At 71.3% G+C, this 19,460-nt stretch carries 18 protein-coding genes; 11 read left to right on the top strand and 7 right to left on the bottom strand.

Annotation, left to right across the window (positions count from 1 at the left end):
* Positions 1–11: 11 nt before the first annotated feature.
* Positions 12–815, bottom strand: coding sequence for a TIGR04222 domain-containing membrane protein (locus N5875_RS07740; RefSeq protein WP_318212850.1), 804 nt, complete (start codon positions 813–815; stop codon positions 12–14).
* 136 nt (positions 816–951) lie between these two features.
* Entirely contained in the window at positions 952–2,142 is a 1,191-nt protein-coding gene (locus N5875_RS07735; RefSeq protein ID WP_338492443.1) for a hypothetical protein, read from the bottom strand.
* A gap of 332 nt (positions 2,143–2,474) precedes the next feature.
* Between N5875_RS07735 and gcl the strand changes: the two genes are divergently transcribed.
* Positions 2,475–4,253: a glyoxylate carboligase gene (gcl, locus tag N5875_RS07730; protein ID WP_318212867.1), complete on the top strand. Its 1,779-nt coding sequence runs from the start codon at positions 2,475–2,477 to the stop codon at positions 4,251–4,253.
* Between the two features lie 60 nt (positions 4,254–4,313).
* On the opposite strand, the gene N5875_RS07725 is transcribed toward gcl, so the two are convergent.
* Positions 4,314–5,285: an ArsR family transcriptional regulator gene (locus N5875_RS07725; protein ID WP_318212852.1), complete on the bottom strand. Its 972-nt coding sequence runs from the start codon at positions 5,283–5,285 to the stop codon at positions 4,314–4,316.
* A 73-nt stretch (positions 5,286–5,358) separates the two neighbouring features.
* On the opposite strand from N5875_RS07725, the gene N5875_RS07720 reads away from it, so the two are divergent.
* Positions 5,359–6,582, top strand: coding sequence for an MFS transporter (locus N5875_RS07720; RefSeq protein WP_338492441.1), 1,224 nt, complete (start codon positions 5,359–5,361; stop codon positions 6,580–6,582).
* Here N5875_RS07720 and N5875_RS07715 read toward each other — a convergent pair.
* The 4 genes from N5875_RS07715 to N5875_RS07700 all read right to left on the bottom strand — a co-directional run bounded on the left by N5875_RS07715 (position 6,518) and on the right by N5875_RS07700 (position 11,103).
* Positions 6,518–7,183 carry an HNH endonuclease gene (locus tag N5875_RS07715; protein WP_338492439.1) on the bottom strand — a complete coding sequence of 222 codons (666 nt, stop codon included), beginning with the start codon at positions 7,181–7,183 and terminating at the stop codon, positions 6,518–6,520. The genes N5875_RS07720 and N5875_RS07715 overlap by 65 nt on opposite strands.
* Before the next feature lie 489 nt (positions 7,184–7,672).
* Entirely contained in the window at positions 7,673–9,130 is a 1,458-nt protein-coding gene (locus N5875_RS07710) for a catalase (protein WP_338492436.1), read from the bottom strand.
* 187 nt (positions 9,131–9,317) lie between these two features.
* Positions 9,318–10,208 carry a 2-hydroxy-3-oxopropionate reductase gene (locus N5875_RS07705; protein ID WP_318212856.1) on the bottom strand — a complete coding sequence of 297 codons (891 nt, stop codon included), beginning with the start codon at positions 10,206–10,208 and terminating at the stop codon, positions 9,318–9,320.
* A 43-nt stretch (positions 10,209–10,251) separates the two neighbouring features.
* Positions 10,252–11,103 carry a TIM barrel protein gene (locus N5875_RS07700; protein ID WP_318212857.1) on the bottom strand — a complete coding sequence of 284 codons (852 nt, stop codon included), beginning with the start codon at positions 11,101–11,103 and terminating at the stop codon, positions 10,252–10,254.
* Positions 11,104–11,241: 138 nt separating this feature from the next.
* On the opposite strand from N5875_RS07700, the gene N5875_RS07695 reads away from it, so the two are divergent.
* The 9 genes from N5875_RS07695 (at position 11,242) to N5875_RS07655 (ending at position 19,418) form a co-directional block, all read left to right on the top strand.
* The gene (locus N5875_RS07695; protein ID WP_318212858.1) at positions 11,242–11,496 is read left to right on the top strand and encodes a thiamine-binding protein; all 255 of its coding nucleotides are present in this window, start codon (positions 11,242–11,244) and stop codon (positions 11,494–11,496) included.
* A 44-nt stretch (positions 11,497–11,540) separates the two neighbouring features.
* Complete coding sequence (locus N5875_RS07690; protein ID WP_318212868.1) at positions 11,541–11,879, top strand: helix-turn-helix domain-containing protein; 339 nt, start codon at positions 11,541–11,543, stop codon at positions 11,877–11,879.
* 155 nt (positions 11,880–12,034) lie between these two features.
* Positions 12,035–12,559: a 2-oxo-4-hydroxy-4-carboxy-5-ureidoimidazoline decarboxylase gene (uraD, locus tag N5875_RS07685; RefSeq protein WP_338492431.1), complete on the top strand. Its 525-nt coding sequence runs from the start codon at positions 12,035–12,037 to the stop codon at positions 12,557–12,559.
* Positions 12,556–12,957 carry a hydroxyisourate hydrolase gene (gene uraH, locus N5875_RS07680; protein ID WP_318212860.1) on the top strand — a complete coding sequence of 134 codons (402 nt, stop codon included), beginning with the start codon at positions 12,556–12,558 and terminating at the stop codon, positions 12,955–12,957. Before uraD ends, uraH begins: the two co-directional genes overlap by 4 nt.
* Positions 12,958–12,962: 5 nt before the next feature.
* Positions 12,963–13,886: a factor-independent urate hydroxylase gene (pucL, locus tag N5875_RS07675; RefSeq protein WP_318212861.1), complete on the top strand. Its 924-nt coding sequence runs from the start codon at positions 12,963–12,965 to the stop codon at positions 13,884–13,886.
* 71 nt (positions 13,887–13,957) lie between these two features.
* The gene (locus tag N5875_RS07670) at positions 13,958–15,364 is read left to right on the top strand and encodes a nucleobase:cation symporter-2 family protein (protein ID WP_318212862.1); all 1,407 of its coding nucleotides are present in this window, start codon (positions 13,958–13,960) and stop codon (positions 15,362–15,364) included.
* A gap of 48 nt (positions 15,365–15,412) precedes the next feature.
* Complete coding sequence (locus N5875_RS07665) at positions 15,413–16,801, top strand: 8-oxoguanine deaminase (RefSeq protein ID WP_338492426.1); 1,389 nt, start codon at positions 15,413–15,415, stop codon at positions 16,799–16,801.
* A gap of 414 nt (positions 16,802–17,215) precedes the next feature.
* On the top strand, positions 17,216–18,565 hold the full coding sequence (locus N5875_RS07660; protein WP_338499113.1) for a nucleobase:cation symporter-2 family protein: 1,350 nt from the start codon (positions 17,216–17,218) through the stop codon (positions 18,563–18,565).
* Positions 18,566–18,653: 88 nt separating this feature from the next.
* Entirely contained in the window at positions 18,654–19,418 is a 765-nt protein-coding gene (locus tag N5875_RS07655; RefSeq protein WP_338492423.1) for an aspartate/glutamate racemase family protein, read from the top strand.
* Positions 19,419–19,460 lie beyond the last annotated feature (42 nt).

The raw sequence follows: 19,460 nt of genomic DNA, 5'->3' as shown, positions 1-19,460 counted from the left end.
ATGGCGCGGCCTCACCCCGCGCCGTCGCCCCGAACCGGACCACGATCCTGCGGCGGCCGGTTCCGGTCCACCTCGGCGGGCCGGTCGAGCAGCCCGCCGTCCCGGGAGAAGTGGGGCAGGAACAGCGCGAGCGCCGGATCGCCGTACAGCGCCACGTACAGCTGGACGAGCCACCCGTCCGTCACCTCATGCCGATGCTGCGGCAGCGGGTACCGCTCCCGCAGCCCGGCGAGGAGCCGCCGCGCCGCCCGGGTCGCCGGCGGCAGCCGCAGCAGCACCACCGCCGCGAGGAGCACGGGCAGGGCCCCGGCCGCGAGCGCCCCGGCCACACCGGCGCCGGGCGCCCCCGCCGCGTACGCCCCCGCCGCCACCGTCAGCGGTACGCAGCCGAGCAGCGCCCTGGCCGCCCACAACCTGGCCGGCGACTGCAGCAGCCCCGCCCCGCGCAGCTCGCGGTGGAGCGCGTCCACCGCCCGTCGCGCCTCGGGGCGCAGGGCGAGGTCACGCACCGCGAACGCCCGGTGGAGCGCCCCGTGCACCCCCAGCTGGACGGGGTCCCGCGTGCGGCCGGGGCCGCCGTTGGCCCGAATCGTATGTTTGCGGCCCGCAGCGACCGCCCCGCGCTGGTGCAGCGCCACCAGCGCCACGACGACGGCCGCCCGCCGCCCGCCCCGCAGCAGCGCCAGGGCCTGCGGCGGCGGCACGTCGTCCGGACGCGGCCCTTCGCTTTCCTTGCTGCGGGTTCGCAACAACACGGCGGCGAGCAGCAGTTGCCCGCAGGCCGCACCTATGAACCACCACATCCCCGTCGGCATGACGCCCACCCCCCGAGGGTGTTGTGCCCGGGGGAGCGTGATCGTCACGCGTGAATGGCCGGTTTCGGATGCCGAAGTGTTGTGGGCGGTACGTGTCCGGGGTCGGCACCGTGGGCGGCACCTTCGGACGGCACTCTCAGGCGGTGCCCGAGGCGAGGTCGTCGGCGGCGTCGTTCACCGGCTGAGGGGTGCCGGTCAGGTCGAGCACGAACAACGGAAGGCCGACCTCGGCGGCCCGCGAGCGGGCCTCCGGCGTGTAGCCGGCGAGCGAGAAGAACACGCTCACGGAGGAGGCGCTCAGTCCGTTCAGCCAGAGGCACTCGACGGCCCGGAGCCCGGCGGGCCGAGTGCTCGGGTCGACCTGTGCGACGAGCCCCGGCGCCCGCAGGTCCACCCCGGACGCGGCGCGCTCCTCGGGCTGGACCACGTCCCGGAACCCCAGCCAGCGCAGATACCCGGCGGCCGCGGCGACCGCGTCCCGCGCGGTCCGGATCGTCAGCGGCCGGAAGTCGCCGCGCGCCGGAACCGGGCGCGGGGCGGTGGGCGGCAGCGGTATGTGGGAGGGGTACCGCTCGGCGAAGGTGCGGGGCGCGCCATGGCGGGGCGGGTTCGCGGGCTGAGGGTGGACGGCGGGACCGGGTATGGCTCCGGGGGCGCCGGGGCCCGCGTCCGCGCCACCGGGACCTGCTCCGGCGGCGCCGGGTCCCGTACCGACGGCTCCGGGGCCCGTACCGAACCATGCCGAGCCGGGTTCGACCGGCTGGGGGTGCCCCGTGCCGGGGGAGGTGTCCGCCCGGGGCGGGTAGGGCCCGCCCGAGGCGAGCGGACCGAGCGGACCGAGCGGACCGAGCGGACCGGAGGTGCTGGACGGACCGGAGGTGCTGGACGGACCGGACGAGCCGGACGGAGGGGAGGGCAGCGGGGACGAGGCCCGGCCGCCGCTCGTTCCAGGCCCGGCCGCGCCCGTACCCGTACCCGTACCCGTACCCGTACCCGCACGCGTATCCGCGCCCGTACCCGCACGCGTAGCCGTGCTCGTATCCACGCCCGGACGCAGGCCCGCCCGATCGGCGCCCCCATCCGGCCACGGTCCGGCCTCTCCGGCCTCCGCTGCGTCGCCCTCCGAGGGTCCGCCGGCCGTCGGGGTCTCCGACTCCACCGCCCTCACCGGTACCCGCAGGACCGTCCCGCACGTGCAGCCCATCTCCGGCTGCGGCCAGTCGTTCGCCCGGCCGCAGGCTTCGCAGCGGACGGCGACCCACTCGTCCGTCCAGTTCCGGTGCGTGATGGGTTCCGCCGTCACGCCCGCCGTCACGGGCGGCGCCACCGGGCTTCCGCACGCGCAGGGGAAGACGGGTGCCGCGTACGCCTGCGTGCGCAGGCATTCCGGGCAGCGCACCGGTACCGACTCGCCCACAACCAACCCCCTGTCGTTCCGCCCCATCGTCCACCCATCGGGCGCCTCGGGGGGAGGTGTTCGGCCACTTCCCTGATCCCGCCGATCGGACTTCTCTTGACGGCTCTCCGGAGCCCGACCTACATTGCTTCCGTATAGCAGAACAGTATTTCCGCATTACGGAAACAAGCCGCTCCGGGCTCCCGAGCCGACCGGTGGGCTTGGATCCGCCCGGCCGAAGCAGGAGCACTCCCATGCCTCGTATGACCGCCGCCGCAGCGGCCGTTGAGATCCTCAAGCGCGAAGGCGTCACCACCGCGTTCGGCGTGCCCGGCGCGGCGATCAACCCCTTCTACCGCGAGCTCAAGAACGTCGGCGGCATCGGCCACACGCTGGCCCGCCACGTCGAGGGCGCGTCCCACATGGCCGAGGGGTACACCCGTGCCAAGGCCGGCAACATCGGTGTCTGCATCGGTACGTCCGGCCCGGCCGGCACCGACATGATCACCGGCCTGTACTCGGCGATCGCCGACTCGATCCCGATCCTGTGCATCACCGGCCAGGCCCCGGTCTCGAAGCTCCACAAGGAGGACTTCCAGGCCGTCGACATCGCGTCCATCGCCAAGCCGGTCACCAAGGCCGCGACGACCGTCCTGGAGGCCGCGCAGGTCCCCGGCGTCTTCCAGCAGGCCTTCCACCTGATGCGCTCCGGCCGTCCCGGCCCGGTCCTCATCGACCTCCCGATCGACGTCCAGCTGACGGAGATCGAGTTCGACCCGGAGACCTACGAGCCGCTGCCGGTCTACAAGCCGTCCGCGACCCGCGCGCAGGCCGAGAAGGCCCTCTCCTTCCTCCTGGAGTCCGAGCGCCCGCTGATCGTCGCCGGTGGCGGCATCATCAACGCCGACGCGTCCGACCTCCTCGTCGAGCTCGCCGAGCTGACCAGCATCCCGGTCATCTCCACCCTCATGGGCTGGGGCACCATCCCGGACGACCACGAGCTGGCAGCCGGCATGGTCGGCGTCCAGACCGCGCACCGCTACGGCAACGCGACCTTCCTGGAGTCGGACTTCGTCCTGGGCATCGGCAACCGCTGGGCCAACCGCCACACCGGCTACAACATGGACGCCTACACCAAGGGCCGGAAGTTCGTCCACGTCGACATCGAGCCCACCCAGATCGGCAAGATCTTCGCCCCGGACTACGGCATCGCCTCCGACGCCAAGGTCGCCCTGGAGCTCTTCGTCGAGATCGCGAAGGAGTGGAAGGCCGCGGGCAAGCTGCCCGACTTCTCCGCCTGGGCCGCCTCCGCGCAGGAGCGCAAGGCCACCCTGCAGCGCCGCACCAACTTCGACAACATCCCGATCAAGCCGCAGCGCGTGTACGAGGAGATGAACAAGGCCTTCGGCCCGGAGACCCGCTACGTCACCACCATCGGCCTCTCCCAGATCGCCGCGGCGCAGTTCCTGCACGTCTACAAGCCGCGCCACTGGATCAACTGCGGCCAGGCCGGCCCGCTCGGCTGGACCATCCCGGCCGCCATCGGTGCCGCCACGGCCGACCCGGAGACCCCGGTCGTCGCCCTGTCCGGCGACTACGACTTCCAGTTCATGATCGAGGAGCTGGCGGTCGCCGCCCAGCACAAGGTCCCCTACGTCCACGTCCTCGTGAACAACGCCTACCTGGGCCTCATCCGTCAGGCGCAGGGCAACCTGGGCATCAACTTCGAGGTCAACCTCGAGTTCGAGAACATCAACACCCCGGAGATCGGCGTCTACGGCGTGGACCACGTCAAGGTCGCCGAGGGCCTGGGCGTCAAGGCCATCCGCGTCACCGACCCGGACAAGCTGGGCGAGGCCCTCGAAGAGGCCAAGAAGCTGGCCGTCGAGCACCAGGTCCCGGTCGTCGTCGAGGCCATCCTGGAGCGCATCACGAACATCGCGATGAGCAAGACGGTCGACATGAGCGACGTCACCGAGTTCGAGGAGCTCGCGACCGAGCCCGGCCACGCGCCGACCGCGATCAAGGCCCTCAAGGTCTGATCCCGGCCGAGTGACACGGCCCCCGTCCCGAGGAGCACCGGGACGGGGGCCGCTCCGCGTTCACCCCGAGGCCCGTACGAGCACCGCGCCCGCCTCCGTCCACTCGTACAGCACCGACCGCCCGGCCCGCCCCTTCCGTACGAGCCCGGCGTCGAGCAGCACCCTCAGGTGCCGCCCCACCGACCCGAGCCCCTGCCCGGTGAGTGCCACCAACTGGCTGGTGGACTTGGGGGTTTCGAGCCGCACGAGGACCCCGGCACGGGCCGCGCCGAGCAGGGTGGCGAGAGCCGAGGGCGCGGCCGGTCCCGTCCCGGCCGCCAGGGCGCCGGCGCAGGTGTACACCACCGCGAAGCGCTCCGTCCCCTCCCAGGTCACCCATCCCGCGCTCGACGTCACCGGGACGAAGAACAGACGCCCTCCGTCGACCGAACGCGGGGGATAGTCACGGGTGTTGACCTGGAGCCGACCGTCACCGAGCCAGCGCATCCGGCCCGGGGACAGCTCGTCGAGCGCTGCCGCCCAGCCACCCCGACTCAACCGCGCGGTCCGCGCCACCACATCTGCCTCCAGGACCCTCCGGCGGCGCGGCCACTCCGGCATTACCGCCTCCCGCCACACCCACGTCAGGACCCCGGCCATCCGCTCCGGCAGATCGCGGGCGGAGCGCAGCGGCTCCGGCACCGGGCCGCCGATCGACAGCGCCAACTCCGGTACGGCAGAGGCGGGATCGGCCGTCCGGACGGCCTCGACCTCCTCCTCGAAGGACGCCTCCCCCTCACCCAGAGGCGTCGGGGTCACGAACCCCGCGTTCCACGTCCGCCCGAGCGCGGCCCGGACGAGCAGACCGTCGAGCGGCTCGGCCGCCAGGCGCGCCCGGTAGGCGGGCAGATGACGGGCCAGCCAGGCCTGTTCTCCCGGGTGGGCACCCGAGGCCGTGTGGAGGATCTTGAGCGCCGCGATCGTCTCGGCCAGCGGCGAGACGACGAAACGGCTCACCGCGAGCGAGTCCGTACCGATCTGCCACCAGCCCATGCCCCGCCCCCCGTGGTTTCGCCCTACCGCGAAACAATATCGCCGTGGCGGGGCGCCCCCGGAGACTCCCCGCATGCCCCGCTACCGCACCCTCTTCCGTACCCCGGAGTTCACCCCGCTCTTCCTCACCGGCTCCGCCCACACCGCCGCCCAGACGGTCGCCGGGCTCGGGCTCGCCACCCTCGTCTTCCGTGCGACCGGCTCCCCGTTCCTCTCCGCCCTCGCGCTCTTCGGTCCCTCGCTCGCCCAGCTCATCGGCGCCACCACCCTGCTCTCGGCCGCCGACCGGCTCCCGCCACGCGCCGCGCTCGCCGGCATCGCGCTCTTCTTCGCCCTGTGTACGACGGTCCTCGCGCTCCCCGCCCTTCCGACCTGGGCCGTTTTCGTGATCCTCCTCGCGCAGGGGCTCGCGGCCTCTCTGGGCGGCGGGGTCCGATACGGCCTCCTGAACGAGGTCCTGGCCCGCGAGGACTACCTCCTCGGCCGCTCGGTGACCAACATGGCCGCCGGCGTCAGTCAGATCGGCGGCTACGCGACCGGCGGCCTCCTGGTCGCGCTCCTCTCACCGCGCGGCACCGTCCTCGTCGGCGCCGGGCTCTACCTCACGGCGGCCCTCCTCGCCCGGCTGGGCCTCGGGAAGCGTCCGCCGCGCGCCACGGGCCGCGCCTCGGTCGCCGAGACCTGGCGCACCAACGCCCGCCTGTGGTCCTCGCCCGCGCGGCGCCGCACCTACCTGGCCCTCTGGCTGCCCAACGGGCTCATCGTCGGCTGCGAGTCGCTCTTCGTGCCGTACGACCCCGAGCGCGCCGGGCTGCTCTTCGCCGTGGGCGCGCTCGGGATGCTGGCCGGGGACATGGCCATCGGCCGCTTCGTACCGGCCCGGCTGCGTGCACGGATCCGCTTCCCGCTCCAGGCGCTGCTCGCGGCCCCGTTCCTGCTGTTCGCCGTCGACCCGGCGCTGCCGGTGGTGCTCGTCGCCGTGGCCGTGTCGGCCGTCGGGTTCGGGGCGAGCCTGCTGCACCAGGAGCGGCTGATGACCCTGGTGCCGGAGGAGCTGAGCGGTCACGCCCTCGGCCTCCACACCTCCGGGATGCTCGCCCTCCAGGGAGTGAGCGCGGCGCTCGCGGGCACCCTCGCCCAGTACACGTCACCGCGCACGGCGATGGTGGTGCTCGCCCTCGGCTCGCTCACCGTGACGTACCTGCTGGCGCGCGCGGACCGCCGGACGCCCGTTACTGGGGCGCCTTCGAGCGGAGTACGACCGTCTCCTCGCACGGCCCGTCGGCGAACAGCTTGAGCGCCTCCATCTCGTCCTTGTCGGTGGAGAGGCCCCAGCGCAGTTTGGTGCTGACCCAGTCGCCGACGAAGCGGCAGTACCGGGCGGAGTCCGAGGGCACCCACTCGGCGGGGTCGCGCCCGGCCTTCTCCTTCTGGCTGCGGGCGGTGACGGCGACGAGGGTCGCGGCGGCGCCCTGGTCGTTGGCGTACTGCTCGCGCCGGGCCGCCGTCCAGCCGGAGGCCCCCGACTGCCAGGCCTCTTCGAGTCCGACGACATGGTCGACGCGGAGGGCGGCGGGGTCGGTCACGCTCTGGCCGTCGTAGGGCGAGGTCCACCGGCCGCCGGTCAGGGCGCACTTGGCGCCCGTGCTTGGGGCGTCCTCGGCCTCGGCGATGAGGACCTCGGAGCGGGTGTCGCAGCCGTCGGCCGGGTCGAGGCCCTGGTTCCAGTGGCGGAACGCCGTCGCCTTGTAGCCGTCCGGGTCCTCGGCGGCCTCCGTGAGCTCGGAGAGCGCGTCGGGGAAGAGGATGACGTTGGCGGAGAGGGCGGGGGAGGGGATCGCCAGCGGGGACAGGATCAGGGCGAGCGGTGCGAGGCCGCGCATCAGGTTCTTGATCATGTACGAGTGGATAGCGCCGGTCGCGGGGCGCGTGGGGCCCGCATCGCGGTGCGCTCCCCCGAGCGGGTGCGGATCTTCACCGCAGAAACGATGCGCTGCGACCCGTACACCCCGTACACCCCGTACACGAAGAAGAGCGCGGAACCAGGGACCGTAAACCTGGTTCCGCGCTCTTCGGCTGGTGACCGCCCGGCGGCACGAGGCTGGCGCGACAGGACGTTCGCGCCGCCGGGCGGAGTCTTGGGTGGGGCCGGGAGCCCTCGGGAGGGGGCGTTGGGACCGCGGCGGTGCCGACGGGCGGCCGGTGCTCCCCTTCTTTCAGGTCAAGAAGGGGGACCGGCGCCCTTACCACCGCACTGGCTCGGCGCCGCCGCGGTCCTCACGCTTGTCCGGATCACCGGCCACCCCTCATCCGGGTCGGTGATCCGGACCACGTACGACACTGACCTCCCGTCAGGTGCCGTACGCAGTCTGGGTGATGCCGGCCGGTCAGTCCTCGCGCAGGGCGTTGACGGCCTCGGCCACGCGCTTGCCGTAGTCCGCGTCGGCGGCGGCGAAGTGCGCCACGTTCTTCTCGATGACGTCCTCGCGGGACACCTGGGACAGACCGCCGGCGATGTTGGCGACCAGGCGCTTCTTCTCGTCCTCGGACATCAGGCGGTAGAGCTCACCGGCCTGGAAGAAGTCGTCGTCCTTGGTGTGCTGCGGCGCCTCGTGGGTGCCGGTCCAGCCGTGGATCGCGAGCGGGGCGGAGAGCGCCGCGTCGGTCTGGGCCGGGCCCTGGTACGAGTTGGGCTCGTAGTTCTTGTCGTGGCGCGAGCCGTTGCGCAGCGCCATGGCGCCGTCGCGGCCGTAGTTCTGGGCCGTGGTCGCCTTGGGGGCGTTGACCGGCAGCAGGGTGTGGTTCACGCCGAGGCGGTAGCGGTGGGCGTCCGCGTAGGCGAAGAGGCGGCCCTGGAGCATCTTGTCCGGCGAGGGGCCGATGCCCGGGACGAAGTTGTTCGGGGAGAACGCGGCCTGCTCGACCTCGGCGAAGACGTTCTCCGGGTTGCGGTCGAGGACCAGGCGGCCCACGCGCTGCAGCGGGTAGTCGCTGTGCGGCCACACCTTGGTGAGGTCGAACGGGTTGAAGCGGTACTCGGCGGCCTCGGCGGCCGGCATCACCTGGACGTACAGGGTCCACGAGGGGTTCACACCGCGCTCGATGGCCTGGAGCAGGTCGGTCTGGTGCGAGTTCGCGTCCTTGCCGACGAGCTCGGCGGCCTGGTCGGCGGAGAGGCTGCGGATGCCCTGGTTCGTCTTGAAGTGGTACTTGACGAAGAAGGCCTCGCCCGCCTCGTTGGTCCACTGGTAGGTGTGCGAGCCGTAGCCGTTCATGTGACGGTACGAGGCCGGGATGCCGCGGTCGCCCATGAGCCAGGTGATCTGGTGCGTCGCCTCGGGGGCGTGCGCCCAGAAGTCCCAGACGTTGTCCGCCTCCTGCTTGCCCGTGAAGGGGTCGCGCTTCTGGGAGTGGATGAAGTCGGGGAACTTGATCGGGTCCTTGATGAAGAACACCGGGGTGTTGTTGCCGACGAGGTCGTAGTTGCCCTCTTCGGTGTAGAACTTCAGCGCGAAGCCGCGCGGGTCGCGGACGGCGTCCGCGCCACCGAGCGAGTCGGCCACGGTGGAGAAGCGGATGAACGTCTCGGTCTTCTTGCCGACCTCGCCGAGGAAGTTCGCCTTGGTGAAGCCGGTGACGTCGTCGGTCACCTCGAAGTAGCCGTACGCGCCGGAGCCGCGGGCGTGCACCACACGCTCCGGGATCCGCTCACGGTTGAAGCGCGCGAGCTTCTCCAGCAGGTGCTGGTCCTGGAGGAGGAGAGGGCCACCGACGCCGGCGGTGGCGGAGTTCTGGTTGTCGGCGACGGGGGCGCCGGACTCGGTCGTAAGCACGCGCTTCGACATCGTGACCTTCCGTACGGGAGCTCTGCTGACGGTGCGAGGAGCGTAAATTCGGCTCGAACGTAACGTCAACAGTTTGTTGAAAATGAAGTGGGTGTTCCGGTCGGCGACGGCGCCTGGGCGCGACAGGACAGTTGTCAGCGCCGCCACCGACCGGAAATCTGGGGCCCCCGCTCACGGGGGCGCTGGATCAGACCTGCTGGCCGGAGAGGCGCTCGACGGCGCGCAGCAGGGCCGAGTGGTCCAGGCCGCCGTCACCCTGGGCGCGCAGCGAGGCCACGAGCTGGGCGACGACCGCGCCGACCGGGAGGGCCGCACCGACGTTGCGGGCGGCGTCGGTGACGATGCCCATGTCCTTGTGGTGCAGGTCGATCCGGAAGCCGGGCTTGAAGTCCCGGTTCAGGAAGTTGTCCTTCTTGCGGGTCAGCACGGTCGAGCCGGCCAGACCGCCGTTGAGGACGTCGAGGGCGGCCTGGAGGTCCACACCGGACTTCTCCAGGAAGACCACGGCCTCGGCGCAGGCCTGGATGTTGACCGCGACGATCAGCTGGTTGGCGGCCTTCACCGTCTGGCCGGAGCCGTGCGGACCACAGAGGACGATGGTCTTGCCGAGGGTCTCGAGGATCGGGAGGGCCTCGTCGAAGTCGGCCTTCTCGCCACCGACCATGATCGAGAGCACGGCCTCGATGGCGCCGGCCTCGCCGCCGGAGACGGGCGCGTCGATGACGCGGATGCCCTTCTCCTTGGCGTTCTTCGCGAGGTCGACCGAGGTCTGGGGGGTGATCGACGACATGTCGACGATCAGCGCGCCCTGCCTGGCGTTCTCCAGGATGCCCTCGGGGCCGTAGGAGATGGCCTCGACCTGCGGGGAGGCGGGCACCATCGTGATGACGACGTCGGCGTCCTTGACTGCCTCCGCGATCGACGCGGCGGCGGTGCCGCCGGCCGCGGTGAGGCGGTCCAGCTTGTCCTGCTCCAGGGTGAAGCCGGTGACCGAGTAGCCGGCCTTGATCAGGTTCTCGGACATGGGGGAGCCCATGATGCCGAGGCCGATCCACGCGATCTTGGGGAGGGTGCTCATGAGGGTGCCTCTCAAAAACTGGTCGTACGGGGGAAGTCGCTGGTCAGCGGGCCGGGCGGGCCTCGGCCGGGAGCCACTCGAAGGACGCGGCGGCGTCGGCGGCCTTGTACTCCAGGCCGATCCAGCCCTCGTACCCGGCCTTCTTCAGCTCGTCGAGGAGCTGCTCCAGGGGGAGGTCACCGGTGCCCGGCGCGCCACGGCCCGGGTTGTCCGCGATCTGGACGTGGCCGGTCTTGGCCGCGTACTCCGCGATGACCTGGCTGACGTCCTCGCCGTTCATCGACAGGTGGTAGATGTCGAGGAGGAACTTGGCGTTGCCGAGCCCGGTCGCCGCGTTGACCTTGTCGATCACCTCGATGGCGGAGGGGGCGCTCACCAGCGGGTAGAGAGGCGACTCCGGCTTGTTGAGGGTCTCGACGAGGAGGATCGCGCCGATCCGGTCCGCCGCGCGGGCGGCCAGGACCAGGTTCTCCAGGGCGAGGGTGTCCTGGATCTGCGGGTCGACGCCCTCGACGCGGTTGCCGTAGAGCGCGTTGAGCGCCTTGCAGCCGACCGAGGCGGCGAAGTCGGCGGCCACCTCGATGTTGGCGCGGAAGCGGTCCGACTCGTCCCCGGGGACGGAGAGGGCTCCGCGGTCCGGGCCGGGGAGCTGTCCGGCGTAGAAGTTCAGGCCCACCAGCTGGGTGCCGGCGTCCTCAAGAGCCTTCTTGAGGGCGTCGAGCTCGCTCTGCTCGGGGGTGGCGGTGTCGATCCAGGGCCACCACAGCTCGACCGCGGTGAAGCCCGCCGCGGCGGCGGCCGCGGGGCGCTCCAGGAGCGGGAGTTCCGTGAAGAGGATCGACAGGTTCACATCGAAGCGCTGGTCCATGGCTGCGTCTGCTGAGAAGCGGGTCATGAGGGGTAGGCGCTCCTTCCGTATCGCGGAAGTAAGTTTCTGTCTGACGGAATGTTGCAAGGCGGGCGGCGCGCTTGTCAAGAGGTCCCCGCAGGTCCGGGGCTCCCGCAGACGGGAGTGGGGCCGTAGCGTGGGGCCATGGTGCGTTTGAGAGTGGAGTTCACGACCGAGCCGTTCGACCTCGACGAGGCGCCGGCGCACGCGGTCGTGGCCCGTGAGGTCATCCAGTCGGCCGAACTGGACGCGGTCGACGTCGGCCCCTTCGGAAACACGGCGGAAGGCGGTGCCGACGAGGTGCTCACCGCCGTCGACGCGCTGCTGCGCAAGTCGCTCGCGGCCGGCGCCACCCGCGTCTCGCTCCAGGTCAATGTGCTCGGGGAGGACGACAAGTGAACGAGCACCCTCTGGTCACTGCCGTGAAGCCGCTGGTGGACGCCATGGGCGCCGAGCTGCTCGTCCCCGCGCAGGCGGAGGCCGACGACGTCGTCCTGTCCTGGGAAGGGGAGGACGTGCTCGCCGTACGGCTTCCACAGCTGTCCGAATCCCTCGACCACATCCTCGCGGCGATGGAGCGGCGGCACGGGATGCCACTGGCCGAACTGGACCGCAAGGCCAAGCAGGAGGCCGTCCGTCTCCTGGAGGCCCGGGGGGCCTTCGCGGTGCGCCATGGAGTGGAGACGGTGGCGGGTGCACTGGGTGTCAGCCGCTTCACCGTGTACAACTACCTGAACAGGGAGACCGCCCTGAACAGGGAAAAGGCCGCCAAGGGCGAGTAGTTGATCATGTGTGGCCACAAGCCGTCGTCCGGATGTCGGGACGACGGCTTTTGCGTGGCCGAGTTTTCAACAAAGTGTTGACGTTGTGTTGCGGAGGGCGTTAGCTATCCGCAGCCCGTCCGACGCACAGCGAAAAACAGCCACGGAGGCTTCCCGTGACTTCAGGTACGACACCGGGCCTCACCCGGTTCAACACCTCCGCGGACAGCGAGGCCCTCGCCGCGCTCCACGAGGTGTGTTCCAGTTCGGCGTGGGGGAGCGAGATCCTCGCCCAGCGCCCGTACACCACCGCCGAAGCTCTCTTCCTCGCCAGCGACGCCGCCATGGCCGAGCTGACCGCCGAGGACCTTGCCGAGGCGATGGCGGGGCACCCGCCGATCGGTCGTCCGAAGGCCGGGGACCCGACCTCCTCCCGCGAACAGAGCGGGATGGCAGGCGCCTCCGCGGAGCTCAAGGCCGAGATGCTCGAACTCAACCTGGCCTACCAGGACCGGTTCGGACACGTCTTCCTCATCTGCGCCACCGGCCTGACCGGCGAGCAGATGCGCGACGCCCTCCGGCAGCGGATCGGCAACTCGCCCGAGAAGGAGCGGGAGATCATCCGCACCGAACTGGGCAAGATCAACCGCATCCGGCTGACCCGTCTCGTCGAGACCTCCGAGGAAGAGAGCTCCGCATGAGCACCGACACCACGGCCTCGGTGTCCACCCACATCCTGGACACCAGCATCGGCCGCCCTGCTGAGGGCGTCGCCATCACGCTCGCGGCCCGCAGCGGCTCCGACGCGGAGTGGATCGCGCTCGGCGGCTCCGCCACCGACGCGGACGGACGCTGCAAGGACCTGCCGGCGCTGCCGGAGGGCACCACCCACGTACGACTCGACTTCGAGGTCGAGACGTACTTCGTGAACAAGAACTCCAAGAAGCAAGCCGAGGCGCAGCAGGACGCCCCCCGCGTAAGGGACAGCGGTGCGTTCTTCCCGGAGGTGGCGATCACGTTCGCCGTCACCCCCGGCGAGCATTACCACGTACCGCTGCTGCTCAACCCGTTCGGCTACTCCGTATACCGAGGGAGCTAGCAGACATGCCCACGATTCTCGGCCAGAACCAGTACGGCAAAGCAGAGAACCGCGTCGTCAAGATCACGCGGGACGGCGACACCCACCACATCAAGGACCTGAACGTCTCCGTCGCCCTCTCCGGCGACCTCGACGACGTCCACCTCACCGGCTCCAACGCCCACTGCCTCCCCACCGACACGACGAAGAACACCGTCTTCGCGTTCGCCAAGGAGTACGGCATCGAGTCCGCCGAGCAGTTCGGCATCCACCTCGCGCGCCACTTCGTGACGAGCCAGGAGCCGATCAAGAAGGCGCGCATCCGGATCGAGGAGTACGCCTGGGAGCGCATCGCGTCCTCCGAGGCCAACTCCAAGTTCATCGGCGCCGACGAGGTCAACCACTCCTTCGCCCGCAAGGGCCAGGAGACCCGCGTCACCCAGATCACCTACGACGGCGAGAACTGGGAGGTCATCTCCGGCCTCAAGGACCTCGTCGTCATGAACTCCACCAACTCGGAGTTCTGGGGCTACATCAAGGACCAGTACACGACGCTCCAGGAGGCGTACGACCGCATCCTGGCCACGCAGGTGTCCGCCCGCTGGCGGTTCAACTGGACCGACGACGAGCAGCGCATGCCCAACTGGGAGCGGTCCTACGAGCAGACCAAGAAGCACATGCTCGAGGCCTTCTCGGAGACGTACTCGTACTCCCTCCAGCAGACGCTGTACCAGATGGCCACGCGCATCATCAACCACCGCTCGGAGATCGACGAAGTCCGCTTCTCGCTCCCGAACAAGCACCACTTCCTGGTCGACCTCGAGCCCTTCGGCCTCAAGAACGACAACGAGGTCTACTACGCCGCCGACCGCATGTACGGCCTCATCGAGGCCACCGTCCTCCGCGACGGAGCCACGGCGCAGATCCCGGTCGACATGACCAACCTCTAAGCGGCGTCCGAGTGACCGGCCCCCGCCCGCCCGCAGTCGGGCGGGGGCCGCGCCGGACCGGAGGGATTCTCATGACACAGCCCGCAAAGGGGCCGGCAACCGCCGAAGGCCCGTGTTCCACCCCGCCGGACCCGACCCGCCAGGTTCATCCGGTGGACGAAAAGCTTCCTGCCTCGCGGCTCGTCCCCGCGGCGCTCCAGCACATCGCCGCCATGTACGCAGGCGTCGTCACCCCTCCGCTCATCATCGGCCAGGCCGTCGGCCTGGACGCCGCCGGAATGACCCGGCTCATCGCGGCCGGCCTGCTGATCGCCGGCTGCGCGACCATCCTGCAGACCCTCGGCGTCCGGGGCTTCGCCGGCAACCGGCTGCCGTTCGTCAACGCCGCCTCCTCCGCCGGCATCGCGCCGATGCTCGCCATCGCCGAGACCAGCGCCCCCGGTCACCAGCTCCCCGCCATCTACGGCGCGGTGATGGTCGCCGGAGTGTTCTGCCTCGCCGTCGGACCCTTCTTCGGCAGGCTCCTGCGCTTCTTCCCGCCGCTCGTCACCGGCGTCGTCATCACCCTCATCGGGGTCACCCTGATGCCCGTGCCCGTCGGCTGGGCGCAGGGCGGCGACAGGACCGCCGCCGACTTCGGCGCCATGAAGTACCTGGCACTCGCCGGCTTCACCCTCGTCGTCATCCTGCTCTTCCAGCGCTTCGGCAAGGGCTTCGTCAAGCAGATCGCCCTGCTGCTCGGCCTCTTCATCGGCACCCTGGCCGCGATCCCCTTCGGGATGGCCGACTTCACGGCGCTGCGCGAGGCGCCCGTCGCGGCCCTGCCCGCCCCCTTCGCCTTCGGCGCCCCGGAGTTCCAGCCCGCCGCGATCCTCTCCCTGTGCATCGTGATGCTGGTCCTGATGACCGAGTCCAGCGCCGGCATGCTCGCCCTCGGCGAGATCTGCGAGCGCCGCAGCGACGGCCGGACCATCACCCGCGGACTCCGCACCGACGGCATCGCCACGCTGATCGGCCCCGTCTTCGGCGGCTTCCCGACCTCGGCCTTCGCCCAGAACGTCGGCGTCGTCTCGCTGACCCGGGTGCGCTCCCGGTACGTCGTCGCGGTCGCCGGCGGCGCCCTGCTGGTCCTCGGCGCCTTCCCGGTCCTCGGCGCGGTCGTCTCCATGGTCCCGATGCCCGTCCTCGGCGGCGCCGGTATCGTCCTCTTCGGCTCCATCGCCGTCAGCGGCATCCGTACCCTGTCGGAAGCCGGACTCGACGACAGCTCCAACATCATCCTGGTGGCCGTCGCGCTCGGAGCGGGCATCATCCCGCTCGCCGCACCCACCTTCTACGCCGAGTTCCCCGCCTGGGCACAGACCGTGCTCGGCTCCGGCATCAGCGCCGGCGCGCTCGTCGCCGTCCTGCTGAATCTGTTCTTCCACCATCTCGGCACCCGGAGCCGTCACACGGCCCCGGCACTCAAATCCTCCTAGGGTCCTGCCGTGCCCACACCACCCCCGAGGAATGAAGGAAGCACCGCCATGGCAGCACCTTCGGCAGCCCAGCGCATCGTCATCGAGAACGCGGCGATCGCGACCGTCGACGCGAACGACACCGAGTACGCCTCCGGCTACCTCGTCGTCGCGGACAACAAGATCGAGTCCATCGGCGCCGGCAAGGCTCCCGAGGGCCTGGAGAACGTGGTCCGGCGCATCGACGCCACCGGCCATCTCGTCACGCCCGGTCTCGTCAACACCCACCACCACTTCTACCAGTGGATCACCCGGGGCCTGGCGACCGACCACAACCTGTTCAACTGGCTCGTCGCCCTCTACCCGACCTGGGCGCGGATCGACGAGCAGATGGTGCGCGCCGCGGCGCAGGGCTCGCTGGCCATGATGGCCCGCGGCGGTGTCACCACCGCCATGGACCACCACTACGTGTACCCGGTGAACTCCGGTGACCTGTCGGGTGCCATCATCGGCGCCGCCTCCGAGATGGGCGTCCGCTTCACCCTCGCCCGCGGTTCCATGGACCGCAGCGAGAAGGACGGCGGCCTGCCGCCGGACTTCGCCGTCGAGACGACCGAGGGCGCGCTCGCCGCGACCGAGGAGACGGTGAAGAAGTACCACGACGCCTCCTTCGACGCGATGACCCAGGTCGCCGTCGCCCCCTGCTCACCCTTCTCCATCTCCACCGAACTCCTCCGGGAGGGCGCCGCGCTCGGCCGCCGCCTCGGTGTGCGCATGCACACCCACGGCTCGGAGACCGTGGAGGAGGAGAAGTTCTGCCACGAGCTGTTCGGCATGGGCCCGACGGACTACTTCGAGTCCACCGGCTTCCTCGGCGAGGACGTGTGGATGGCGCACTGCGTCCACATGAACGACTCCGACATCGCGGCCTTCGCCCGCACCAAGACCGGTGTGGCGCACTGCCCCTCCTCCAACGCGCGTCTCGCCGCCGGGATCGCCCGCGTCCCCGACATGCTGAAGGCGGGCGTACCCGTCGGCCTCGGCGTCGACGGCACCGCCTCCAACGAGTCCGGCGAGCTCCACACCGAGCTGCGCAACGCGCTCCTCATCAACCGCCTCGGCGCCCACCGAGAGGCCGCGCTCAACGCCCGCCAGGCGCTGCGCCTCGGTACCTACGGCGGCGCCCAGGTCCTCGGCCGCGCCGACAACATCGGCTCCCTCGAAGCCGGCAAGCTCGCCGACTTCGTCCTCTGGAAGATCGACGGCCTCGGCCACTCCACGATCGCCGACCCGGTCACCGCCATCGTCTTCGGCGCGGCGGCCCCGGTCACGGCCTCCTTCGTCAACGGCAAGCAGATCGTCGAGAACAACCGACTGCTCACCGTCGACGAGGACACCATCGCGCGCGACGCGCGCGCGGAGGCCCAGCGCCTGGCCCGCATCGCGGCCCAGGGCTGACCCTCCCCATGGAGTCCGACCGAGGGGGACGGCCCTCGGTCGGTCGCCGCGGACCCGAGCGGGGTCCGCGGCAGCCCGACCGGGAGGTGCCGTACGCAGAAGACGTACGGCACCTCCCGGGACGGTGACACCCGCCCGCACCCCCACCGGGCATCCGTCCCCGTGTCGCGGACTCCCCACGCGCGCACCGCACCACCCCTGCGTCACCCCCGCACCACCCCGCAACGAGCCGCACCTCCTGCACCCCGCACCGCATCGCACCACCTCCCTGAACCCCGCGTCGCCGCCGACGTGTAACCGACCGGAGGAACCGCCGTGGCCGCCAAGCCCCAGGTTCGCAATGCACAAGCCGCAGGCTCCGCCCCCGACGACCGCGAGAAGCATCCGGTCGACGAGACGCTGCCCCCACTGAAGATGCTCACCAGCGGCCTCCAGCACGTCGCCGCCATGTACGCGGGCGTTGTCGCCCCGCCCCTGATCGTCGGAGCCGCCGTCGGCCTCTCCGGAACCGAACTCACCTTCCTGACCGGCGCCAGCCTCTTCACCGCGGGGCTCGCGACCTTCCTCCAGACGCTCGGGGTCTGGAAGATCGGCGCCCGGCTCCCGTTCGTCAACGGCGTCACCTTCGCCGGCGTCGCGCCGATGCTCGCCATCGTCGACACGACCGACGACAAGGCCGACGCGCTCCCCGTGATCTTCGGCGCGATCATCGTCGCCGGTCTCCTCGGCTTCCTCGCCGCCCCCTGGTTCTCCCGGCTCGTGCGGTTCTTCCCGCCGGTCGTCACCGGCACCGTGATCACCCTCATCGGCGTCTCCCTCCTCCCGGTCGCCTTCGGCTGGGCCCAAGGGCCCAACCCCGCGGCCGAGGACTACGGTTCGACGACCTTCCTCTCGCTCGCCGGCATCACGCTCGTCGTCGTCCTCCTGCTCCGCCGCTTCACCCGCGGCTTCGTCAAGCAGATCGCGGTCCTCCTGGGCCTCGTCATCGGCACCCTCATCGCCATACCGTTCGGCGTCACCGACTTCTCGCCGGTGACCGAGGCGGACATCGTCGGCTTCCCGACGCCGTTCCACTTCGGCGGCCCGCAGTTCGCCCTCGCCGCGATCATCTCGATGTGCGTGGTCATGCTGGTCTCCATGACCGAGTCGACCGCCGACATGCTCGCCCTCGGCGAGATCGTCGAACGGCCCGCCGACGAGAAGACCATCGCGGCCGGACTGCGCGCCGACACCCTCGGCTCCGCGATCAGCCCGCTCTTCAACGGCTTCATGTGCAGCGCCTTCGCGCAGAACATCGGCCTGGTCGCCATGACCCGGATCCGCAGCCGCTTCGTCGTCGCCGCCGGTGGCGGCTTCCTGGTCCTGATGGGCCTCTCGCCGGTCGCCGCCTCGCTGATCTCGGTCGTCCCCCGGCCGGTCCTCGGCGGCGCGGGCGTCGTCCTCTTCGGCTCGGTCGCCGCCAGCGGCATCCAGACCCTGGTCAAGGCCGGCCTGGAGAAGGACAACAACGTCCTGATCGTGGCCGTCTCGCTGGCCGTCGGCATCATCCCGATCACCGCGCCGGAGTTCTACCACGCCTTCCCGGAGACGGCGAAGATCATCCTGGACTCGGGCATCTCGACCGGCTGCGTCGCGGCCGTCCTGCTGAACGTGGTCTTCAACCACCTGGGCCGGGGCCGGGACGCCGACGACGTCACCGCGCCGATGGAGCCCGGCGAGGACATCTCCGGCAGCCACACGGCGAAGGCGGCGCACGTCCACTGAACCACCGCCCCGTCACCCCGCCGCCCGCCCCGGCCCCCGCGCACGCCGCGGGGCCCGGGGCGGCGGTGCTGGGCGGCGAACCGGTGCAGTGCGGCGACGAGGTGCCGACCCGCCGCGCGGTACCGACCCACCGCGCGATGCCGATCAACCCCGCGGTGCAGCGCGGCGTCGAGCCGGCGAGCGCCCTCCGGCTGACGCGTCGCCACATCGTGCTGATCAACCCCAACACCTCCGCCGCCACGACCGCGATGATGACCGCCATCGCCCAGCGCGCCCTCGGCGGCGGCTGCCCGGTCCGGGGCGTGACCGTGGACCGGGGCCCGGCCATGCTCACCGACCCGGCCGCCCTGCGCGCCGCCGCGCCCGAGGTCCTCGCCGCGGCCTCCGCGCCACGGCCCGAGGCGACTGTGCGGCGCTCCTCGTCGGAGCCTTCGGCGACCCGGGCCTGGCGGAGCTGCGCGCGGCGACCGACGTGCCCGTGGTGGGCCTGGGCGAAGCGGCGCTCAGGGAGGCGGCGGCCGACGGCACCCCGTTCGGCGTCGCCACCACGACGCCGCTCCTGGCCGGGGCCATCGCCGCGCGGGTGGCGGCCCTCGGCCTCGCCGACCGGTACACCGGCCTCCGCCTCACCACGGACGCCCCCGAACGGCTCTCCGCCGACCCGGAGTCGCTCCTCGACCAGCTGGAGCAGGCGGTCCGCGCCTGCGTGGAGCGGGACGGGGCACGGGCGGTCGTCATCGGCGGCGGCCCGCTGGGCGAGGCGGCGGAGGCCCTCCGCGACCGGTGCGCGGTCAGGATCGTGGCGCCGATCCCGGCGGCCTGCCGGGCGCTCACACGCCTGCTGCGGCAGTGACGGCAGTCGGGCGGCCCGCCCGGACTCCGGTGGCGGGGACGG

The sequence above is a fragment of the Streptomyces sp. SJL17-4 genome, assembly GCF_036826855.1.
Lineage (GTDB): Bacteria > Actinomycetota > Actinomycetes > Streptomycetales > Streptomycetaceae > Streptomyces.
This window is presented reverse-complemented; position numbering and strand designations above follow the sequence as displayed.

Coding starts and splice junctions, on each gene's coding strand:
- gcl (WP_318212867.1), top strand. CDS start 2,475: ATGACCGCCGCCGCAGCGGCCGTTGAGATCCTCAAGCGCGAAGGCGTC.
- N5875_RS07695 (WP_318212858.1), top strand. CDS start 11,242: ATGGTGCGTTTGAGAGTGGAGTTCACGACCGAGCCGTTCGACCTCGAC.
- N5875_RS07705 (WP_318212856.1), bottom strand. CDS start 10,208: ATGAGCACCCTCCCCAAGATCGCGTGGATCGGCCTCGGCATCATGGGC.
- N5875_RS07720 (WP_338492441.1), top strand. CDS start 5,359: ATGCCCCGCTACCGCACCCTCTTCCGTACCCCGGAGTTCACCCCGCTC.
- N5875_RS07700 (WP_318212857.1), bottom strand. CDS start 11,103: ATGACCCGCTTCTCAGCAGACGCAGCCATGGACCAGCGCTTCGATGTG.
- uraH (WP_318212860.1), top strand. CDS start 12,556: ATGAGCACCGACACCACGGCCTCGGTGTCCACCCACATCCTGGACACC.
- N5875_RS07660 (WP_338499113.1), top strand. CDS start 17,216: ATGCTCACCAGCGGCCTCCAGCACGTCGCCGCCATGTACGCGGGCGTT.
- N5875_RS07725 (WP_318212852.1), bottom strand. CDS start 5,285: ATGGGCTGGTGGCAGATCGGTACGGACTCGCTCGCGGTGAGCCGTTTC.
- N5875_RS07690 (WP_318212868.1), top strand. CDS start 11,541: ATGGGCGCCGAGCTGCTCGTCCCCGCGCAGGCGGAGGCCGACGACGTC.
- pucL (WP_318212861.1), top strand. CDS start 12,963: ATGCCCACGATTCTCGGCCAGAACCAGTACGGCAAAGCAGAGAACCGC.
- N5875_RS07670 (WP_318212862.1), top strand. CDS start 13,958: ATGACACAGCCCGCAAAGGGGCCGGCAACCGCCGAAGGCCCGTGTTCC.
- N5875_RS07740 (WP_318212850.1), bottom strand. CDS start 815: ATGCCGACGGGGATGTGGTGGTTCATAGGTGCGGCCTGCGGGCAACTG.
- N5875_RS07665 (WP_338492426.1), top strand. CDS start 15,413: ATGGCAGCACCTTCGGCAGCCCAGCGCATCGTCATCGAGAACGCGGCG.
- N5875_RS07715 (WP_338492439.1), bottom strand. CDS start 7,183: ATGATCAAGAACCTGATGCGCGGCCTCGCACCGCTCGCCCTGATCCTG.
- N5875_RS07710 (WP_338492436.1), bottom strand. CDS start 9,130: ATGTCGAAGCGCGTGCTTACGACCGAGTCCGGCGCCCCCGTCGCCGAC.